This is a genomic window from Desulfobacula sp. (assembly GCF_030611305.1).
In the GTDB taxonomy this organism is placed as follows: Bacteria; Desulfobacterota; Desulfobacteria; order Desulfobacterales; family Desulfobacteraceae; genus Desulfobacula.
Genome location: NZ_JAUWQB010000079.1, coordinates 1 through 15,498, shown reverse-complemented (window position 1 = coordinate 15,498; position 15,498 = coordinate 1). Strand labels below are relative to the sequence as shown.

At 40.2% G+C, this 15,498-nt stretch carries 17 protein-coding genes and 1 pseudogene; 17 read left to right on the top strand and 1 reads right to left on the bottom strand.

What is annotated here, in order from left to right; translation table 11 throughout:
* Positions 1-141 precede the first annotated feature (141 nt).
* The 13 genes and pseudogenes from uvrA to QAI40_RS13535 form a co-directional block, all read left to right on the top strand.
* Positions 142-1,851 (top strand): annotated as a pseudogene (gene uvrA / locus QAI40_RS13595) (excinuclease ABC subunit UvrA); the annotation flags it as partial.
* 9 nt (positions 1,852-1,860) lie between these two features.
* A complete protein-coding gene (locus tag QAI40_RS13590) occupies positions 1,861-2,616 on the top strand; it encodes a phytochelatin synthase family protein (RefSeq protein ID WP_299983349.1) in 756 nt (251 codons plus the stop codon).
* A 146-nt stretch (positions 2,617-2,762) separates the two neighbouring features.
* A complete protein-coding gene (locus QAI40_RS13585) occupies positions 2,763-3,509 on the top strand; it encodes a Mut7-C RNAse domain-containing protein (RefSeq protein WP_299983347.1) in 747 nt (248 codons plus the stop codon).
* 71 nt (positions 3,510-3,580) lie between these two features.
* A complete protein-coding gene (locus tag QAI40_RS13580; RefSeq protein ID WP_299983346.1) occupies positions 3,581-3,844 on the top strand; it encodes a type II toxin-antitoxin system RelB/DinJ family antitoxin in 264 nt (87 codons plus the stop codon).
* 5 nt (positions 3,845-3,849) lie between these two features.
* On the top strand, positions 3,850-4,119 hold the full coding sequence (locus QAI40_RS13575) for a type II toxin-antitoxin system YafQ family toxin (RefSeq protein ID WP_299983344.1): 270 nt from the start codon (positions 3,850-3,852) through the stop codon (positions 4,117-4,119).
* Between the two features lie 48 nt (positions 4,120-4,167).
* Positions 4,168-5,424 (top strand): exonuclease SbcCD subunit D C-terminal domain-containing protein, encoded by a 1,257-nt coding sequence (locus tag QAI40_RS13570; RefSeq protein ID WP_299983342.1) that lies wholly within the window; start codon positions 4,168-4,170, stop codon positions 5,422-5,424.
* Positions 5,425-5,435: 11 nt separating this feature from the next.
* Positions 5,436-8,687 carry an AAA family ATPase gene (locus QAI40_RS13565; RefSeq protein ID WP_299983340.1) on the top strand — a complete coding sequence of 1,084 codons (3,252 nt, stop codon included), beginning with the start codon at positions 5,436-5,438 and terminating at the stop codon, positions 8,685-8,687.
* Between the two features lie 165 nt (positions 8,688-8,852).
* Positions 8,853-9,689, top strand: a complete 837-nt coding sequence (locus tag QAI40_RS13560; RefSeq protein ID WP_299983339.1) for a DUF2971 domain-containing protein — start codon at positions 8,853-8,855, stop codon at positions 9,687-9,689.
* Positions 9,690-9,809: 120 nt separating this feature from the next.
* Positions 9,810-10,985: a hypothetical protein gene (locus QAI40_RS13555; RefSeq protein WP_299983337.1), complete on the top strand. Its 1,176-nt coding sequence runs from the start codon at positions 9,810-9,812 to the stop codon at positions 10,983-10,985.
* A gap of 251 nt (positions 10,986-11,236) precedes the next feature.
* The gene (locus QAI40_RS13550) at positions 11,237-11,728 is read left to right on the top strand and encodes a DUF3795 domain-containing protein (RefSeq protein WP_304511688.1); all 492 of its coding nucleotides are present in this window, start codon (positions 11,237-11,239) and stop codon (positions 11,726-11,728) included.
* Between the two features lies 1 nt (position 11,729).
* Complete coding sequence (locus QAI40_RS13545) at positions 11,730-12,044, top strand: hypothetical protein (protein WP_304511687.1); 315 nt, start codon at positions 11,730-11,732, stop codon at positions 12,042-12,044.
* A gap of 203 nt (positions 12,045-12,247) precedes the next feature.
* Positions 12,248-13,015 carry a hypothetical protein gene (locus QAI40_RS13540; protein ID WP_304511686.1) on the top strand — a complete coding sequence of 256 codons (768 nt, stop codon included), beginning with the start codon at positions 12,248-12,250 and terminating at the stop codon, positions 13,013-13,015.
* A gap of 136 nt (positions 13,016-13,151) precedes the next feature.
* Positions 13,152-13,706: an HNH endonuclease gene (locus QAI40_RS13535; RefSeq protein ID WP_304511685.1), complete on the top strand. Its 555-nt coding sequence runs from the start codon at positions 13,152-13,154 to the stop codon at positions 13,704-13,706.
* Between the two features lie 18 nt (positions 13,707-13,724).
* Here the strand turns inward: QAI40_RS13535 and QAI40_RS13530 are convergent, their stop codons facing one another.
* Positions 13,725-13,853, bottom strand: coding sequence for a hypothetical protein (locus QAI40_RS13530; protein ID WP_304511684.1), 129 nt, complete (start codon positions 13,851-13,853; stop codon positions 13,725-13,727).
* Positions 13,854-13,940: 87 nt separating this feature from the next.
* On the opposite strand from QAI40_RS13530, the gene QAI40_RS13525 reads away from it, so the two are divergent.
* The 4 genes from QAI40_RS13525 to QAI40_RS13510 all read left to right on the top strand — a co-directional run bounded on the left by QAI40_RS13525 (position 13,941) and on the right by QAI40_RS13510 (position 15,315).
* Entirely contained in the window at positions 13,941-14,240 is a 300-nt protein-coding gene (locus QAI40_RS13525) for a type II toxin-antitoxin system RelE/ParE family toxin (RefSeq protein ID WP_304511683.1), read from the top strand.
* A 3-nt stretch (positions 14,241-14,243) separates the two neighbouring features.
* Positions 14,244-14,522 carry an addiction module antidote protein gene (locus QAI40_RS13520; protein ID WP_304511682.1) on the top strand — a complete coding sequence of 93 codons (279 nt, stop codon included), beginning with the start codon at positions 14,244-14,246 and terminating at the stop codon, positions 14,520-14,522.
* A gap of 315 nt (positions 14,523-14,837) precedes the next feature.
* Positions 14,838-15,071: a CopG family transcriptional regulator gene (locus QAI40_RS13515; RefSeq protein ID WP_304511681.1), complete on the top strand. Its 234-nt coding sequence runs from the start codon at positions 14,838-14,840 to the stop codon at positions 15,069-15,071.
* The gene (locus QAI40_RS13510; RefSeq protein WP_331520892.1) at positions 15,028-15,315 is read left to right on the top strand and encodes a type II toxin-antitoxin system RelE family toxin; all 288 of its coding nucleotides are present in this window, start codon (positions 15,028-15,030) and stop codon (positions 15,313-15,315) included. The genes QAI40_RS13515 and QAI40_RS13510 overlap by 44 nt, the downstream gene beginning before the upstream one ends.
* The last annotated feature ends 183 nt before the right edge of the window (positions 15,316-15,498 follow it).

The window sequence follows — 15,498 nt, the reverse complement described above, 5'->3', positions numbered from 1 at the left end:
TGTATTGATATATTTGTCAAGATAAATTTGAGTAGTCGTGTGCCTACAGGTTTTGAACTCAGATTCGATACTCGGCCTGATTTTATTGGATATTTTTACAAAAATCGGTAAAAATGAACCTACAACTGTCGAACACGAGATGAAGGACTTGTTCATACCTTGATGCGGCGATACAGGGAGACCCAGTCTGAAGGACAGAAAAAATACTATTCCGCATTTATGACAGCCAGCACCTGCCCTGCCTGTCAGGGTAGGCGGCTGAAGAATGAGGTGCTTCATGTGCATATCCATAAAAAATCAATTGTTGATGTGACAGCCATGACTATCAGGCAGGCTTTTGATTTTGTCAATGGAATGAACCTTATTGGAAATAAGAAGTTGATAGCCGAAGAACTGCTAAAGGAAATATCAGACCGGCTTGGGTTTCTTGTAAATGTGGGATTGGATTATCTATCCCTGGACAGGAGTGGTCCAACCCTTTCCGGGGGCGAGTCCCAGAGGATACGCCTTGCCTCCCAGGTGGGATCGGAACTTACAGGGGTACTCTATATTCTGGATGAGCCTTCCATCGGCCTTCATCAGAAAGATAACATCAAACTGCTACACACCCTTCATCATCTGCGGGATATCGGCAACACCCTGATCATTGTGGAACATGATCAGGAAACAATGGAAAAATCAGACTGGATCGTGGATATTGGTCCAGGAGCAGGACACCTTGGCGGGCAGATCGTGGCCCAGGGAACACCGGATCAGATTAAAGAGAACCCGGCATCCATCACCGGCAAATTTTTAACCGGTAAGGAGCGAATAGAAATCCCGGAAAAAAGAAAAAGCCAGGAAAGTAAATGGATCACCATTGTCAGGGCATCTGAAAACAATCTGAAAAATATCACGGCAAAAATACCCATGGGACTCCTGGTGGCCGTCACTGGCGTGTCAGGGGCCGGGAAATCAACCCTTATCAATCAAATTCTTTATCCGGCCCTGGCAGTCAAACTTCATGATTCCAAGTTGAATGTAGGCCGGCATGATAAAATTAAGGGACTTTCCCATTTAGACAAAATTATTAATATTAACCAGAAACCCATTGGTCGAACACCTCGAAGCAACCCTGCCACCTACACTAAGGTGTTTGACCATATCAGGGATTTCTTTGCTCTGCTGCCCGAATCAAAGGCCCGGGGATATAAAAAGGGAAGATATTCCTTTAATGTTAAAGGCGGGAGATGCGAGGCCTGTAAGGGCGACGGGCATATTAAAGTGGAAATGCATTTTTTAGCCGATGTATTTGTTCCCTGTGAAGTCTGTGCGGGAAAACGGTTTAACCGGGCAACCCTTGAAATCACGTATAAGAATCATTCCATTTCAGATATTCTGGGCCTGTCAGTCGTGCAGGCAAGGGAACTGTTTATCAGGCATCCTAAAATCAAACATATTCTGGATACCTTAATGGATGTGGGGCTTTCTTACATCAAACTCGGGCAGGCAGCCACAACCCTCTCAGGCGGAGAGGCCCAGAGAATCAAGCTCGCCCGGGAACTTGCAAAGAGAGATACCGGGGAAACCCTCTACATCCTTGATGAACCCACTACAGGGCTCCACTTTCAGGATGTCAGGCTCCTGTTAAAAGTCCTTTCACGCTTGACAAAGGCTGGAAATACAGTGATCATTATCGAGCACAACCTGGATGTCATTAAGACAGCAGACTGGATTATTGATCTCGGACCTGAAGGGGGCAACAGCGGGGGTGAAATTATTGCTGAAGGGCCTCCAGAAAAGATTGCAGAATCTTCCAAAAGCTATACTGGGCATTATTTAAAGAAAATATTGAACTGTGACGAGAAATAAGCGTGTCCTATGATTTTTTTAAAATGGGTGATTCGCCCGTATATTTATATTCAGTATTTTTTTCAGAAATTCACAAAGAGAGGGACTTTCGGGGCAGATCAGGCAGTTTATATTCAAAAGCCCTATGAAAAAACCGGTAATCTTGTGAAAGACGGGTTGTTCAAACACCATGTCAAACAATTCCATGAATCATCCTGTTCCGTGGCGTCCATTGTGTCTGTGGTGAATACTCTCCTTGAGAAAGGGGGGTCTTTAAACGGGCCTCCTGTGACCCAGCAGGATTTGCTTGAAAAGGTAGAAACCGCCCACTGGAAGGAGCGGATGAGTGATACCGGCTATAAAGGCCGAAGGGGACTTCCCCTCCATACGCTTGGCCAGGTTGTCAAAGTCTCTCTTAACGCTTACAAGATTCCATATCAATCCGTTGAAACCGTCCAGGCGAAAAGTGATCCTGCAAAATCAAAAGAGATCAAACAGATACTGCGCAACAGGCTTGAACAATTTGAAAAAAAGGGCAATTGTCTGATCCTTTCGCATTTTGACCAGGGAAGCTTTATACAGGATCTTCACATCCCCCACATTTCCCCGGTGGGCGGGTTTGACCCGGTATCAGGCAAGGTGATCCTCCTTGATGTTGATCCTTTACAGGCTTATCCTTATCAAGTTTCTTTTGATATTTTTTATAAAGGATTGTCATACGATTACAACATTATGTTCCGGCATTTCGGATATGGCGAAGGCGGCTATATTTTTATCCGGGTTTAATCCTGGTTTTGGTAACCTGAGACAGGCCATCTCTCTTACATTTACATTGATCACCATCTTTTTGTTCAGATCTGCGAAAGTAAATTTTCCAGCATAAGGTATGTGTGTTAAAATTGAATAGTTTAAACGCAAAGCTTGGATAATAAGTGAAAATTTTTATACAACTTGAAAGACAATTTGATTTTTTTCTGACAAATGATAAAAACGGCAACCGGTTTGAATATTTCTTGAGCCGGAAAGCCTCTGTCAAGGATATCATTGAATCCCTTGGTGTTCCGCATACAGAAGTCGGGCGCATTGATTTTAATGATCAGGAGGTTGATTTTTCATATATCCCATTATCACAGGGAGTGCTGCATGTGCATGCTATACATCCGCCATTCACTGTACTGTCTCCTTCGGTGCTGAGACCCATTCCGCTTAACAGTATGAAATTTATTGCAGATGTAAATGTGATCAAATTGGGGCGTCTTTTGATCCTGCTGGGTTTTGATGTCAACTATTCTTCATTCTATTCTGACATTGAAATTGCCGATATTGCCGAAACGGAATACCGAATTGTACTGACCCGCGATACAGATCTTTTAAAAAGAAAAAAAATTATTTTTGCAAAGCGGATTCAAGCCAATTTGCCCTATGATCAACTCATTGAAACAATTATTTTTTTTGGATTGCAAAATTTAATTTCATTCTTTTCAAGGTGCACAGCTTGTAATATTAAGCTTGTGACTACAGCAAAAAAAGATGTGATACATCTTTTAGAGCCAAAAACAAAACGGTATTTTAATACTTTTTTTCAATGCCCTCAGTGCAAAAGAGTTTTCTGGAAAGGGTCTCATTATGATAATATCCAAAAAAAGATTTCATCCCTCCACAGCCTATCGTTATCTTGATGCGTGCTTGACAATATATTAAATAATGGCATACTATATGCTATATATGAAATAATGGGGGAGGTATTAAGATGGGCACGACAAAAACAAGTACAGCCAGGGCTTTACTGGACCCTGAAGTCAAGAAGCAGGCTGAGTCCATACTTAAAGAATTGGGGCTATCAGTCTCAAAATCGTTTGAATTGTTTTATCGTCAGGTTATTGCCCATCGTGGACTGCCGTTTGAACTTCACGTTCCAAATGAAAAAACTATAAAGGCAATTGAAAAATCAAGGCAGGGTAAAGGTAAAGCTTTTTCTACAGCTCAAGAATTGTTTGATGATCTTGGAATCTGATAAGCATGAGATTTATCAGACGTGACACACAATTTAAGAGAGATGTGAAGCAGATCAAAAAACGTGGTAAAGATATTGAAAAACTTAAAAATATAATTCATCGCATAGTCAATGCGGAAAAATTGCCGTCTGAAAACAAAGATCATCCTTTAAAAGGAACCTTGAAAGATTGCCGTGAATGCCACATTGAACCGGACTGGCTGCTAATATACCGTATAGAGGGAAGTGAACTTTGTCTTGTCCGAACAGGAAGCCATGCGGATCTGTTCGGTTAGTATAAAACTAATTGTAAATCTTCAAAAAACATCGGAAGTAGCTGCTTTATGAAAATCCTTCACACTTCAGACTGGCATATCGGCCGTTCACTGTATGGCCGGAAACGCTATGATGAATTTTCGGCATTTCTCGACTGGCTGGCAGGATTGATTGAGAGCAAAGGTATAGATGCACTGCTGGTTAGCGGTGATATTTTTGACACCAGTACCCCCAGTAACCGTGCACAGGCGCTTTATTACCGGTTTCTCTGCAACGTCTCTGCATCGGGTTGCCGTCATGTGGTGATCATTGCGGGCAATCATGATTCGCCTTCTTTTCTGAATGCGCCAAAAGAGCTGCTGCTGGCTTTGAATGTCCATGTTGTGGGTTCGATCACAGAGAATCCGGAAGATGAGGTCATTTTCCTTAAAGGAATTTCTGATGTTCCGGAAGCTATCGTGTGTGCGGTTCCTTATCTGCGGGATCGGGATATCCGGGTTGTAAAGGCCGGTGAAAGCATAGAAGACAAGAATGCCAATCTCATTAAAGGTGTGCAAAGGCATTATGCTGATGTCTGTAGAATTGCAGAAAAAAAGCAGAGAGAATACGGCGATATCCCTATCATTGGAATGGGACACCTTTTTACAGCCGGCGGTAAAACAATTGAAGGTGACGGAGTAAGAGAACTTTACGTCGGCTCTCTGGCCCATGTCGGCAAAGATATTTTCCCCGGCTGTATAGATTATCTGGCATTGGGGCATCTGCACGTTCCGCAAATAGTTGGAAAGTCAGAACATATACGATACGCAGGCTCGCCGATTCCCATGGGGTATGGAGAAGCAAAACAGGAGAAAAGTGTTGTAATCATTGATGTTGCAACCAGTGGGAATCCAAATTCTTCTGTTAAACGACATCCTTTAACAATTACCCTTCACAGAGTTCCCTGCTTTCAGGTTTTGGAAAGAATATCCGGCAAGATGGACGAGATAACCCAAAGGATAGATGAACTGAAATCAAAAGACAGCAAAGCATGGCTGGAGATTGAATACACAGGGAATAAGATTGCCGGAAATTTAAGAGAGATTGTCGAAGAGGCGGTTGCAGATACCGATATGGAGATTCGACGAATAAAAAACAAGCGGGTTATTGAAAGGGTCATCAATCAAACCTGTGAAAATGATACGCTGGATGATCTGGATGTAACCGATGTCTTTACCCGCCTTCTGGATACTTATGAGGTGGCAGGAGATGAACGACTGGCACTGATTCAGGCCCATCAGGAGATCATCACCTCTCTTAATGAAGAAGATACAAATGCGGAATAAAGAGGCGGGTCATGAGAATTCTTGAGCTTAGATTTAAAAATCTTAATTCACTCTACGGGGAGTGGGGTATTGATTTTACAACGCCCGAGTATGTTTTTGACGGTATCTTTGTCATTACAGGTCCTACTGGTGCGGGGAAATCAACCATTCTCGACGCCATCTGTCTTGCCCTTTACGGCAAAACACCGCGATTAAAAACCATTACCAAAGCCGGCAATGAGATCATGTCCCGGCAAACCGGGGAATGTTTTGCTGAGGTGATCTTTGAAACCCGGACAGGAAAGTTCCGGTCTCATTGGAGCCAGCACAAAGCACGCAAAAAGGCTGACGGCAATCTTATTGATTCAAAACATGAAATATCAGATGCGAAAACCGGTAAGATCCTGGAGTCAAAGAAACGGGATGTTGCAGTCAGGATTGAACAGGAAACCGGTATGGATTTTGACCGGTTTACCCGTTCCATGCTGCTGGCTCAGGGAGGGTTTGCGGCATTTCTTGCGGCCACGCCGGATGAAAGAGCACCAATACTTGAACAGATTACGGGCACCACAATTTACAGTGACATTTCAAAGCGTGTTCATGAACGTCAGCGGGAAGAACATAACAAACTTGAATTGCTTCAGGCAGAAACTGCCGGGATAGCCATTTTAAGCGATGAAGACGAAACTGCATTCAATCGGGAACTTATCGGAAAGCAGAAGATTGAAAAGGAAGAAAGCTTTAAAAATGATGAACTCGGCAAATCCATTCTGTGGCTGACAGGAATTGATGCACTAAAAAGCGAGCTTTCTGAAATTAATAAGGAATCAGAGGGCCTGTCAAATGATTTAAAGGCGTTTGGGGCTGACAGGATAAAATTACAGAAAGCAGAAAAGGCGGCAGAACTGGAAAGTGTTTATGCTACCCTGGTGTCGAAAAGGCAGCAGCAAGAGTTTGATCTTGAGGCTTTGGCAAACTCACAAGCTTTACTTCCTGACCAGGAAAAAATACTGGGTTTAAAAGAAACAGATTTCAATAAAGCACAGGAAGCTCTGGCTAAAGTCAAAGAAGAACAGAAAAGCGAATTTGTATTGATTCAAAAGGTGAGAGCGCTTGATCTCCAGATTTCGCAGAACAAAGCTCTTTTAAAAACCGCCGGCTCAGATTGCCGGAAGATTGAAACCCAGGCTTCTAAAAAAACAGAGCAACGGCAAAAGGCAGAATCCAATCAAAAGGCGGCAAGTAAAGAACTTTCCGGGGTAGAAGACTATCTGTCGGCCAATGCCCATGATGCCGCACTTGTTACAGAGCTGACCGGGATCAATGAGCAGATTAAGAACCTGCAGATTTCAACGACCCATATTTTGGCAATAGACAGCCAGGCTACAGAGTTAAAAAAACAGTTTGCAATAAATACTGCCCGCCATAAGAAACAAATGGCATTATGCTATAAACTTGAAGAAAAGCATGATGCAGGCAAAAAAGTGGTGTCGCAAACAGGCAGGGCCATTGCAAAACTTTTAGGTGACCGCATGCTGCCGGACTATAGGACTGAACATGACGGCCTTTTGCGTGAAATGGCTTATCTGAGAAAGATTGCAAGTCTTGAAGATGAACGGGTAAAATTGGAGGATGGCAAATCATGCCCGCTATGTGGGGCTTTGCATCACCCCTTTGCCCAAGGTAATGTTCCCCAAACTGATGAAATCGAAGAAAAAATCAATAAACTGTTCAGTCTGATTCAGGAAGCAGACCAGCTTGAAAATAAGCTAAAGGAAGATGAATCTGAAGAAAAAGAAGCAGGCGATGCATTAGCCCAAGCAGAAAAAGAGCTTGTTCATATTCAGCATAAGAAAGATGATACCCAGGCAAATATCCGGCGCTCTGAAAAAGAATTACAATTGTCAGAGGGTAAGTATGCTGAATTGAAAACTAAAGTTATCTCAAGCTTGGAACCATTTGATATAAAAGAGATCCCGGATACCGGCCTTGATTCTGTTTCAGAATTGCTTGGAACCCGGCAGAAAAACTGGCAGGAGTATCAAAAACAGAAATCTGAAATCGAAAAACAAACCATTGAGCTTGCATCTGAGATAAAAAGTCTTGGTGCTGTTTTAAAGACTCTTGATGAAACCCTAAAAGGAAAACGGACTTTTCTTAAAGATTATCAAAAGGAATTTGAAAAGTTGAGTACTACCCGTAAAAATCTATATGGCCGGAAAAATCCGGATACAGAAGAATCCCGGCTGGAAGACCGGGTTTTTGAAGCAGAAAAATTTGAAAAAGCCGCAAGGAAGAGCCGGGATAATATAAGACAGCAATTAAATGATTTAAAAACCCGCATCACTACCTTAAAAGAAAACACAGCCGGAAGAAAGCCTGAGCTGGATAACCTTGCATCCTCTTTTAAAACCATCTGCAAAAAAGCCGGGTTTAAAGATGAGCCGACATTCATTTCATTTCGACTCTCTTTTGATGAAAGAAGTAAATTAAATCAGAGAGCCAGAGCGTTAGATGAAAAACAGACGGACATTGCAACCCGGAAAAAAGACCGGGAAACCAGGCTTTATCAGGAAACAGCCAGAAAGATGACGGATGTATCGCTTGATCTCCTGAAAAAGGAACAGGCACAAATCCGGGAAAGCCTGAAGACCCTTGGTGAACAAGTCGGCGCCATAAAGCAGAAACTTTCAGACAACACAAGTGCAAAGGTTAAGCTTCAACAGAAAATACAATTAATAAATGCCCAGAAAACAGAAGTGTCAAGGTGGAATGCCCTGCATTCTTTAATCGGCTCTGCAGACGGGAAGAAATATAGAAATTTTGCCCAGGGGATCACATTTGAATTAATGGTATCACACGCAAATAAACAGCTTGAAAAAATGTCGGATCGTTATCTGCTTATCCGTGATGAAAAGCAACCTTTGGAATTGAACATCGTGGATAATTATCAGGCAGGCGAAATTCGATCGACAAAGAATCTATCCGGCGGCGAAAGTTTTATTGTCAGTCTGTCTCTTGCCCTGGGACTGTCCAATATGGCCAGCCGCAATGTCCGTGTGGATTCACTTTTTCTTGATGAGGGATTCGGCACTTTAGACGAGGATGCTCTGGAAACCTCTCTGGAAGCACTTTCCGGACTGCATCAGAAAGGAAAATTGATTGGTGTTATCTCTCATGTTTCAGCCTTGAAAGAGAGGATTGGCACACAAATAAACATCATGCCCATATCCGGAGGCAAAAGCAGTATCACGGGTCCAGGCTGCAAAACCTCGCGGATCTGATCCATCAATTCTAACTGTGGAGCGGGACGGAATTTTGGTTGACTTTCCATGGGTTTACTTTAATATCGAAATAAATGGAAAATCGCATTATCTATTACAGTCAATATCATGGAAAATTTCCATTTATTAACACGGTTATATTTAAACAACTTTTACAGCGAACATATGAAAACATACAAATATTTAGGAAGAAATGCCGCAGAATGTTTTTTGAAGGATCAGACTCTCAGAATCACTCAACCAAAAGCGTTAAATGATCCCTTTGAATTGCAACCAGAATTTATTGTTAATGATGAGACCTTATTGGAAGGAATGGAATTTTCATGTAAATTTGTGCTCAATGAAAATGTGTCATCCTATGAAAAATATTTAATCAAAGGAAACTCATTAGCAGCACGAACTAAAAAATTAGACAATCGGAAATTAATTTCTCGACTAAGTGAACAAATTGGTATTTTATGCCTGACAAGAGCAGACACCTTACTACCAGTTAACCTGCTTATGTGGGCGCATTATGCTGAATCGCATCAAGGTATCGTGGTTGAATTGAAAACTAATTGTGACTTTATAAAAAGTGGGAAAGAAGTTCATTATGTTCCGCGCCGACCTATAATTGATGCAAAAATTTTCCTTGAGAATGAAACTGTTTCTATAGATGATCTATATTTCAAATCAGATGAGTGGTTCTATGAGAATGAACTCCGTTTAACAAAAATACTTTCTGATTGCACGGAAACTGGGAAAAAAGATTCGCTTGGTTACTATGTTTATTTATGTGGAGTACCAATTGATTCAATTGAATGTATTTATATAGGTTGCAATGCAAGTGAATCTTTGAAAACTGCTTCTCTTCGCTTACATCAAAATGTTGGTATAAAAGTTATGTATCTACGAGCGCATGACGAAGAATACAAACTGGTTCCTTATGCATCCCATGGATTGAATTATCCAGATGTATTCGGCTTAAGTGAACAGCTTCTCTATGAAAGAAAAAAAATATAACCCTTCATTGCAGCGGACCACAAGGGGCGCGCTTCGCTTCACCCCTTGTTCCCTCCCTGCGGTCGGTGGCCCCTGAACTCAAACGTTATCTCCACCTCAAGGAATTAAATAGTACACTCAATGACTAAAATAGACACGAAAAACACCGAGTTTTTAGATGAATTAATCAATAAAACTTCTTCGCCAAAATCAATTGCTTCCACCTATGTATGCATCAAGGATTCATCCAGTCGCAAAAATCCGGGCAGCATAGAAACGATTTTTTCCATACGAGAGTCTGATCTATCAAGTGTTGCCCAAAAAAGTTTATCCATACTTGAAAATGAAGAAATATTTAATAACCATTGGGTTGATTTTAAATGGAAATTGCTTTCGTATTTAAATGTTCAAGATACATTCTCAGCTACATTTTATGACGGTGGCGATTCAAACATTATTTTCCGACAATGGTATTTTTACTATGAAGCCAAATATTTGGTTCTTGAGGCTTTATTGTGTGGTCTCAATGGATTCTCCGCTTCACTTGGTTTGTTGTTAAGATTATTTCTGGAATTTTCTCTACTTCAAAATTATTCTTACAGAAAAATAGAAAACGATCGTAATTATTCAACTATCAAAGAGTATTTTGATAATAAATTTAATCCCAATTGGACAACTATACTCAAAGGATGTCTACCATCTGGAAACTTTTGTAAGCCAATAAGAAAAAGATTAAAATTACACCTTGATGGTCTTTCCCAAACAGCTGCACACCCTTACCATCCAGAACATTCCCCAAAACATATGGGGTGTGCATATATTCCAGAACAGAGTTTGGAAGGTCTTTTTTTCCCTTATAAATTATCGATGATATTAGAACCCGTACTATGGATGTATTATACAAATTTCCCAATGCTTTGCCATCCAGTGAACATCAGAAAAAAATTTGCTTTCAATTATCCTGTAGGTTGTTTTATAGACAAAATGGGGGGTGAAATAATAAAAAGATCCATCTCAAAAGATGATTTTGTACATTTTTATAATTATTCAAAACAAACAGACAAATATAAAGACCTGATGAGCTTCTATAATTCCCAAGCCGACTTATCAGAGGAAGAAATAAAATTAACATGGGATTCAAAAAATAATGGTGAATTTAAAAGCTTTATGGAAGGGCATGCTATGCAAATGTCAAAATTGCGAGTAATAAATGAAACATTGGCATTAAAGCAAAGAGAAGATCTAACACCAGAGATAGATACTTTTGGTGAGAATTTGTCATTTAATAAATGGAAGACTTACTATAAAAAACTGTAATGATAGAAAATATTGAGATGCAGAAAGTGCAGGTGCAGCCATTGGTGCAACCATTGGATTTGGCTTTGCAGCATTCATTGGTTGCAGCTCACTTGTTAGTGGCTTAATTGGGTGGCTTCTCCTAATGAAAAAGAAAGTATTTAAATGCATTAAATGTGGCTTCATTATGGATAGAGGTTAAAATATAACCTGTCAGCCGCCGTTGTGCTTTTGTAAAATAAGAAAAAGACAAATTTAAAAGGATTGGAATTATGAAAATTAATCCGGGTTTTATTTCACCTTGTGGGCTTTACTGCGGAGTCTGTGCCGTTTATATGGCACATCGTGATAATAATCAAAAATTTAAGGCAAGGTTAGCAGGGGTTTACAAGGGAAAAGTTTCCGGGAAGGGCACTCTTCCTAATACTGAAAATCTTTCAGCAGAAGATATACGATGCCAGGGCTGCTTTTCGGATGACCTGTTTATGCATTGCAGGCAGTGTGAGATCAGAGATTGCACGGACAAAAAGGGATATTCCGGATGTCATCAATGCGACGAATTTCCCTGTCAGTACATTGAAAATTTTCCCATGGCTGTTGGGAAAAAGGTAATTTTACGGGCAGTTCCCTATAGACGAAGATTCGGTACTGAAAAATGGATTCAAGATGAAGAAGCCCGTTATTTTTGTCCTGAATGCGGCAACAAAGTTTTCCGGGGTGTTGTAAAATGCAATCAGTGTAAAGCAAACTTGGATCTGGACTAATGTGCATTTCTCTTTTGATGAAAGAATTAAATTAAATCAGAGAGCCAGAGCGTTAGATGAAAAACAGACGGACATTGCAACCCAGAAAAAAGATCGGGAAACCAGGCTTTATCAGAAAACAGAATTATCAAGGTGGAATGCCCTGCATTCATTGATCGGGTCTGCGGATGGGAAGAAATATAGAAATTTTGCCCAGGGGATCACATTTGAATTAATGGTATCCCACGCAAATAAACATCCTGCCCGTATCCGGAGGGAAAAGCAGTATCATGGGTCCGGGCTGCAAAACCTTGCGGATCTGACCCATCAATTCTAACTGTGGAGCGGGACGGAATTTTGGTTGACTTTCCATGGGTTTGCTCTAATATCGAAATAAATGGAAAATAGCATTATCTATTACAGTCAATATCATGGAAAATTTCCACTTATTAACACTGTTATGTTAGAATTAAGATTAATCTCAACTGCTTCATTATGCTGATATGAAAGGATAAAAATAATGGCTATAGGTTTTATCTGATGAGCAACTTAAATCCTGCATACGTCATTATACCGTTTAAGCAGTTACTAGCTAATTGTCATAATAATGTGCTCTTAGGACTAAGGCTTGTTGAGAAAATCGATAAATTTCCTGATCCCACAAATGAGGAACTTCAACTTATACAAATACAACTATCATTAGGGAATCGAGCATCAGACATAAGTCAAACTAAAGAGTTGTTCAAACGATGGTTATTAATAAATGGATTTGAAGATATTCATAGCTGTATCAGAACAACGTTAGAGAGACTTTTTGTATTTAAAGCTATAGAAAATCAATTGAATGATAATCCCTCTTTAGCTATTGAAGGTGTTGAACCTGATCTTAAAATCAGAGCAAACAAGTTCAATTATCCTGATTTACTAAACGCGGTACACACAGAATTAAAAGATACTTTAACTTATGAAAGGCATTTGAAAACAATAAATAAGGCAAGAAATTGTTTAGTGCATAGAAACGGCGTGATTGAGATAAAAGATTGTAATAATGATCAGAAAGATAAACTGATAATTGTAGGTAACAGGTTTAAGATGTTTTTTAAAAAGGGAGATGAAGAAGTTCTTGCTGAAGTTGGTAAGTCCGGTCCAGAAAATGCAGCTCTAATGCTTGGGGCGGAAGAGTTTAACATTGAATTTAATATTGGTGATAAACTGGACATAACATTGAAGCAATTTATTGATATCTTAAATACTTGTATATTTTTTAATGCTGATGTTGAAGAAAAAATAAAGGGAAAGAAAACATAACCAGAGAGTGGACTCGAACAGGCTATGGCTGAGACCTTTTTCAAGTTAATCAGAAAATGATGTCTCTATTGTATGGAACATCTTTACTCGGTACCGCCTGTCGGTCACTCACCCGTTATGTGCAAAAGGAACAGTATTGGCAAAGAAAGAGTTAAATACCGTGAAAGAAATCTTGTTTTGGTCGTATGCTAATCTTGCTATGGCTCATACTGCGGTAGACAGAAAACAAGAGAAGTATGTTCCTTTTAATTATATGATTCGAGCAAAATTATTCAAAGGTCTCATCGAAGGTTCAATGAATATACGAACAATCTTCGATGATGAAAAGATAAAATTATTGTTAGGCAACAAGTGTAGCTATTGCGGCTCAACTGAAAATTTAGCACTTGACCACATTTTTTCTAAAAAAATGGGTGGTAAGGATGCCGGGGATAATTTGATTTATGCATGTAGGTCTTGCAATAGCTCAAAAGGAAAAAAGGATATGATGGAGTGGATGGGTTACAAAAAAGTATTTCCACCACTCATGATTCTAAGACGATATTTAAAGTTGGTTGTCATTTTTTGCATTGAAAATGATTTGATGGAATGTTCTGCAAGTGACATAAAGAATCAAAAATACCCATTTAATATCGAATATATTCCAGTGAGTTACCCGAAACCAAACGAGCTGGTGTTGGTTGTGAAATGAAGCACATAACAATGCAAATTAACTCGGACTGGCAAAAGCCGCACCGCTTCGCTCTGCGTCTTTTGCCAGCCGGTTATTTGCGGCGTTGGAAAGCCTCCGAACTATCCCTGAGCTTTTTGTTCTTGAATCTTCCTTAATTTCTGTCATTTCCTTTATCTCGTTTCAAGCATTTTATTTCTGAAGTAATTCATAATAACCTTGACAATCTGTATCTTGTGAGATACATTGTTAAGCATGAAATACGAACTCCGAAGTTCAAAACAGTACGATAAGTGGTTTACCAAGCTGAAAGATTCTTCAATAAAAATAAAGGTCTTGGCTCGGCTTGACCGGGTAGAAAACGGCAATTTCGGAGATTTTAAACAAATTGGCTCTAACTTGTTTGAATTGCGCTTTTTTTTTGGCAGCGGCTTGCGAATTTACTACACCATCCAAGAGGGCAGGGTACTCTTACTGCTGGCCGGTGGAGACAAATCCACGCAATCCAAAGACATTGAAAGAGCCGCTGAACTCTTAAATGAACTGGAGGATTAACCCATGCCCCTTAACACAAAACCTTTTGACATAGCCGAACACTTGAACACTCCTGAAGAGATTCGTGGTTTTCTTCAAGAGGTTGCTGCTACTGGTGACGAATCCGATTTCATTCATGCGCTGAACACTGCTGCCAGGGCTAAAGGTATGACCGAAGTGTCCAAGCAAGCCGGTGTTACCCGAGCGAGTCTGTACAAGTCTCTTGCTGAAGGCGGCAATCCGAAGTTCTCCACGATCAGCAAAGTAACAAAAGCGCTTGGCTGCAAACTGGCTGTTGTTTAAGAGGTAATTCAAGTCCATAATTTCAAACAAAGTCCGGCTTCCAACGAATCATTGCAGCGGACCACAAGGGGCTCAACCCCCTTGTTCCCTCCCTGTGGTCGGCGCCATAAAGCAGAAACTTTCAGATAATGCAGATGCAAAGGCTAAGCTTCAGCAGAAAATACAATTAATAAATGCTCAGAAAACAGAACTATCAAGGTGGAATGCCCTGCATATCCGGAGGGAAAAGCAGTATCACAGGTCCGGGCTGCAAAACCTTGACTTGAAAACGTTATGACGCTATAGCGTTGGTATTAATAATTTGGAGGTGCAATTATGGCAACATTATCAAAACGTTCAACCATATATTTAGATCCAACTCTTCATCATGCATTACGACTTAAAGCTCTTGAAACATCCTGCTCAATGTCAAAAATAATTAATGAAGCGTTGAGAGAAGCCCTTGCTGAAGATGCTAAAGATCTTGCTGTGTTTGATGAAAGGTCTGATGAGCCTTTGGTAAGCTATGAACAGATGGTCAAGAGGCTTAAACAAGATGGGCGTATATAGGATTTTTTTCAAAAAATCAGTTTGGAAAGATTTTAAATCAATCCCAGATAAAGATTTAACAAAAATTCTTATCTGCATTGAATCTCTTGGTGAAAATCCACGTCAACCCGGATGTAAAAAGTTAAGCAAACAAGAAAAGTATCGTTTAAGATATGGACAATACCGTATTATTTATTCCATTCAAGATAAAGAATTCTCCATTTGGAGAGTCAAAGTTGGGCATCGCAAGAATATATATAGCTAAAGAGAACATGACAATGGTGTTGTAAAATGCAATCAGTGTAAAGCTGTGAGCGGCGGCGTGAAAATGTCATAAAATCCCTGCTTTGAAAATGTATGCAAAAAAAACTGGCAGATCGTTGTTTTTGAACTGCCAGCCTGGTTAAATTATAATTGCTTTTTCTCTTCTCTCATCCGATAACTATCA